The 4,792-nt window shown below is 75.7% G+C and carries 5 protein-coding genes; 4 read left to right on the top strand and 1 reads right to left on the bottom strand.

Going from position 1 to position 4,792, the window contains the following annotated elements; genetic code table 11:
* Both BN344_RS06085 and BN344_RS06090 read left to right on the top strand, forming a co-directional pair.
* Positions 1-495, top strand: a 495-nt coding sequence (locus BN344_RS06085) for a 5-formyltetrahydrofolate cyclo-ligase (RefSeq protein ID WP_040338030.1), incomplete at its 5' end; no start/stop codon positions are given.
* Between the two features lie 62 nt (positions 496-557).
* On the top strand, positions 558-2,081 hold the full coding sequence (locus BN344_RS06090) for a carboxyl transferase domain-containing protein (RefSeq protein ID WP_040338031.1): 1,524 nt from the start codon (positions 558-560) through the stop codon (positions 2,079-2,081).
* On the opposite strand, the gene BN344_RS06095 is transcribed toward BN344_RS06090, so the two are convergent.
* On the bottom strand, positions 2,078-2,563 hold the full coding sequence (locus BN344_RS06095; protein ID WP_040337369.1) for a MarR family winged helix-turn-helix transcriptional regulator: 486 nt from the start codon (positions 2,561-2,563) through the stop codon (positions 2,078-2,080). The genes BN344_RS06090 and BN344_RS06095 overlap by 4 nt on opposite strands.
* Positions 2,564-2,700: 137 nt before the next feature.
* Between BN344_RS06095 and BN344_RS06100 the strand changes: the two genes are divergently transcribed.
* Together BN344_RS06100 and BN344_RS06105 are read left to right on the top strand one after the other, a co-directional pair.
* Positions 2,701-4,203 carry an LCP family protein gene (locus tag BN344_RS06100; RefSeq protein ID WP_040337370.1) on the top strand — a complete coding sequence of 501 codons (1,503 nt, stop codon included), beginning with the start codon at positions 2,701-2,703 and terminating at the stop codon, positions 4,201-4,203.
* Between the two features lie 120 nt (positions 4,204-4,323).
* Entirely contained in the window at positions 4,324-4,683 is a 360-nt protein-coding gene (locus BN344_RS06105; RefSeq protein ID WP_040337371.1) for an FmdB family zinc ribbon protein, read from the top strand.
* The last annotated feature ends 109 nt before the right edge of the window (positions 4,684-4,792 follow it).

The raw sequence follows: 4,792 nt of genomic DNA on the forward strand, positions 1-4,792 counted from the left end.
GCGGCCGCGGTCGGCACCTCCCTGCTGCAGGGCCTCGCGGGGGTGCGCACCCTCGCCGCCCACGTGCCGGCGGAGACCGAGCCGGGGCACGGGCGACTCCCCGAGGTGTTCGGCCGGCTCGGTGCACGGGTGCTGCTGCCGGTGGTGTCGGCGCAGGAGCCCGAGCTGTCGTGGGCCGTGGACACCGGGCAGCTGACCCCCGGCCGCTTCGGGCTGCTCGAGCCGGACGGCCCCCGGCTGGATGCCACCGCGCTGGGCACCGCGGAGGTCGTCGTCGTCCCGGCGCTGGCGGTGGCCCGCGACGGGGTGCGGCTGGGCCGGGGCGGTGGCTACTACGACCGCGCCCTGCGGCACGCCCGCCAGGGGGCCGTCCTCGTCGCGGTGGTCTTCGACGACGAGCTCCTCGACGAGCTGCCCAGCGAGCCGCACGACCGGCGGGTGACCGCCGTCGTGACGCCGTCCGGCGGCTGGCAGGAGCTGGCCGCCGGCGGCTGACCGGATCCCTGGCCGGAGGGGTGGTGTCGCCGGGCGCCGCCCGGACGGAGATCATCGGCGGCATGACCGAACCGCCCCGCCGGCTGGACGCCCGCGCCCTGCGCGACCTGGTGCTCGACCCCGGCTCCTGGCAGTCGTGGGACTCCCCCATCGCCGCGCGCGAGGTCCCCGCCGACTACGCGCGCGACCTGGCCGACGCCGCCGAGAAGACCCGGCAGGACGAATCGATCATCACCGGCGAGAGCCGGCTGCGCGGACGCCGGGTCGCCGTCGTCGCCGGGGAGTTCGGCTTCCTCGCGGGCTCCATCGGGGTGGCCGCCGCCGAGCGGCTGATCGCCGCGGTCGAGCGGGCCACCGAGGAGGGGCTGCCGCTGCTGGCCGCTCCCGTGTCGGGTGGCACCCGGATGCAGGAGGGGACCGTCGCCTTCCTGCAGATGATCGGGATCACCGCGGCGATCGCCCGGCACAAGCAGGCGGGGCTCCCCTACCTCGTCTACCTGCGCAACCCCACCTTCGGCGGGGTGCTGGCCTCGTGGGGCTCGCTCGGGCACGTCACGATCGCCGAGCCCGGTGCCTCGATCGGCTTCCTGGGCCCGCGGGTCTTCCAGGCGCTCTACGACGAACCGTTCCCCGAGGGCGTGCAGACCGCGGAGAACATGGCCGAGCACGGGCTCATCGACGCCGTCGTCGCGCACGAGGAGCTGGCCGAGGTCGCCGACCGGGCCCTCCGCGTGCTGGCCGCGCGCCAGACCTGGCACCTCGACGTCGCCTCCGCCGAGCGGCCCCGCCCGGAGGACGACGCCGACCCCGACGGGGACGGGCGCACCGCCTGGGAGGTGGTGACGGCGTCGCGGCGGGAGGACCGGCCCGGCGTGCGCCGCCTGCTGCGCACCGCGGCCACCGACGTCGTCGGGCTGTCGGGCACCGGGGCCGGGGAGAAGGACCCGGGACTCCTGCTGGCCCTGGCCCGGTTCGGTGGCGCGCCGTGCGTCGTCCTCGGTCAGGACCGGCGTGGGCAGTCGCCGGCGGCACCGCTGGGGCCCGCGGCGCTGCGCGAGGCGCGGCGCGGCATGCACCTGGCCGAGGAGCTCCGGCTCCCGCTGGTGACCCTCATCGACACCCCCGGGGCGGCGCTGTCCCGAGAGGCGGAGGAGGGCGGGCTGGCCGGGGAGATCGCCCGCTGCCTGCAGGACCTGGTGATGCTCGGGGCGCCGACGCTCGCCGTCCTGCTCGGCCAGGGCACCGGCGGTGGCGCGCTGGCCCTCGTGCCCGCCGACCGCGTGCTCGCAGCGGCCAACGGCTGGCTCGGCCCGCTGCCACCGGAAGGCGCCTCGGCGATCGTGCACCGCGACCTGGACCACGCCGGCGAGATGGCGCAGGCGCAGGGGGTGCGGGCCACGGACCTGCGGCGGGCGGGGATCGTCGGCCGAGTCGTGGCCGAGCGTCCCGACGCCGCCGACGAGCCCACCGAGTTCTGTCTGCGCCTCGGGCGGGTGCTCGGCGAGGAGCTGGCCGGGCTGCTGGGCCGCGACGACACCGAGCGCCTCCGCACCCGGCTGCACCGGTACCGGCACCTCGGTCGTTAGTCGACGGCGTCGCGCACGCGGAGGCTGCGGTCGGGGTCCAGGCGCTCGAGCACGGCCTCGAGGGCGTCGCCCAGCAGACGGGTCTGCTCCGGCGTCAGCGGCGCGAACATCGCCTCGCGGACGGCCTCGACGTGGCCGGGGGCCAGGCTGCGCACGACGTCCCAGCCGGCGTCGGTGAGGACGGCGACGTTCCCCCGGCCGTCGTCGACGGAGCGCTCCCGCCGCACCCAGCCGCGCTCCTCCAGGCGGGCGACGGTGTGCGAGAGCCGGCTCTGCGACTGGTTGGCCCGCCGCGCGAGGTCGCTCATCCGGCGGCTGCGGTGCGGCGCCTCGGAGAGCATCGCGAGCACGACGTAGGCGGCGTGACTGATGCCGGCGTCCCGCTGGAGCTGGCCGTCGAGCACCCGCGGCACCAGATCGGAGACCGACAGCCAGGCGCGCCAGGTCCGCTGCTGCTCCTCGTCGAGCCACCGCTGCGTCACGGCGCGACGGTACTGGTCAGCGCGCGGAGGCCTGCCCGGTCCGGTGTCCGCCGCCACCCCGCGGGTCCCCCGCTCCGAGCCGGTGCCGCCGTATCGTCGGGTCGACTCCGCACCTGGCCCCGACGGGAGGACGGCCCGTGACGAGCTCCGGCCCCCGCACGCCGGGTGGACGCCCGCTGCCCGCCCGGCTGGACCCGCGCCGGGGCGGCCGCACCCCGGACGGACCTTCCGGCCGGGGTCAGCGGGCCGCGCTGGCCGCCCGCCTGATCAGCGCCGTCGCCGCGGTCGCCGTGCTCGCCGGGAGCGGCTGGGGCTGGTACCTCGGTCGGGTCGCGGACGCGAACGTCACCCGCACCGCCGCCCTGCCCGCGGAGGGCAACGAGGACGTCACCGGCGACGGCGCGGCCCTGAACCTGCTGCTGGTCGGCAACGACAGCCGGGCCAGCGCGAGCGACGAGGAACTCGCGCAGCTCAACACGACCGCCAACGACGGCATCAACACCGACACCATGATCCTGGTGCACGTCCCCGCGGACGGGTCGCAGGCCTCCTTCGTCTCCTTCCCCCGCGACTCCTGGGTCGAGATCCCCGGCTACGACTGGGACAAGCTGAACGCCGCCTACGCCTACGGCTACCAGTTCGAGGCCGGCGACGGCGCCACCGAGGAACAGCGCCGGGCCGCCGGCGCACAGCTGCTCATCCAGACGGTGAGCGGCCTGAGCGGCGTGCAGGTCGACCACTACGCCGAGGTGGACCTGCTCGGCTTCTTCAAGCTCTCCGAGGTCGTCGGGGGCGTGGAGGTCAACCTGTGCGCCCCGGCCAAGGACTCGTTCTCCGGCGTCGACCTGCCGGCGGGCCCCCAGACGATCAGCGGCGAGCAGGCGCTGGCCTTCGTCCGCCAGCGGCACGGGGTACCCGGGGAGGACTTCGGCCGGATCGTCCGCCAGCAGACGTACATCGGCGCGATGGTCCGGAAGCTCCTCTCCGACGACGTGCTGTTCGACCTCGGCAAGCAGCGGCGCCTCGTCGAGGCCGCCGCGGAGTCGCTGACCGTCGACGAGTCGCTGAAGCTGCTCGACCTCGCCGCGCAGATGCAGTCGGTGACGGCGGACAGCGTGCGATTCCAGACCGTCCCCAACCTCGGCCCCGACCGCGAGGGCAGCAAGTCGATCGTGCGACTGGAGGACGAGGACGTCCTGCACCGCTTCTTCGCCGAGCTCTCCGCCGAGCCGGAGCAGGAGGACGCTCCGCCGGCGGCGGCGCCCGAGGACGTCGACCCGGCCGACGTGCCGGTCGCGGTCTTCAACGGGTCGGGGATCGCGGGGCTCGCCGCCGAGGCCGCAGCCGGACTGGAGGAGCAGGGGTACCCGGTGACCGGCACCGGCAACGCCGACTCCTCCGACTACACCCGCACCGAGGTCCGGCACGCCGCCGGCGACGAGGGGCTGGCCGCCACGCTCGCCGCGACGATCCCCGGCGCCACCATCAGCGAGGTGGACGACGTCGAGGCGGGCACCGTGCAGCTCGTCCTCGGCTCGGACTTCAGCGGGATCGGCGAGCCGCTCGAGGCACCTCCGGCCCAGGCGCCGACGGCGACCGAGACGCCGCGCACCGCCGCCGACACCACCTGCATCAACTGACGGCACCGCCCCGTGCACCCCGACACGGGTGAACGGGGCGTCGGCGGGTGGCATGATTGGCAGTCGCCGGGCGAGAGTGCCAACCCGGCACCTACCTCCGCTCGACCAGGGAGCCCGCCCGTGCCCACCTACCAGTACGCCTGCACCAACGCCGAGGGGAAGCACCAGTTCGAGGTCGTGCAGTCGTTCAGCGACGACGCCCTGACCGAGTGCATCGAGTGCAGCGCTCCGGTGCGCAAGGTGTACGGCTCGGTGGGCGTCGTCTTCAAGGGCTCGGGCTTCTACCGCACCGACAGCCGCAAGGCCTCCTCGGCGTCCGAGACCGCCTCGACCGGTGGCTCCTCGTCGAACGGATCGTCGAACGGTTCCTCCTCGGACGGCTCGTCCGGCGGCAGCTCGTCGGGGACCACCCCCGCGCCGTCGTCGTCCGGCTCGTCGAGCACCCCGACGCCGAGCAGCGGGTCCAAGGCCGCCGGCTGACGTCCGCCCCGTCCACAGCGGTCGGGGTCGTCCACATCCTCGGCGCCGCCCGGCCGTAGGGAGGCGGCGCGCGCCAGGCTCGGCACATGCCGCGCTTCCGCCGCCCCCG

This window comes from Candidatus Blastococcus massiliensis AP3 (assembly GCF_000582785.1).
Taxonomy (GTDB): Bacteria; Actinomycetota; Actinomycetes; order Mycobacteriales; family Geodermatophilaceae; genus Blastococcus; species Blastococcus massiliensis.

What these genes read in the sequence shown, in the direction of transcription:
- BN344_RS06090 (WP_040338031.1), top strand. Translation starts at nt 558, where the DNA reads ATGACCGAACCGCCCCGCCGGCTGGACGCCCGCGCCCTGCGCGACCTG.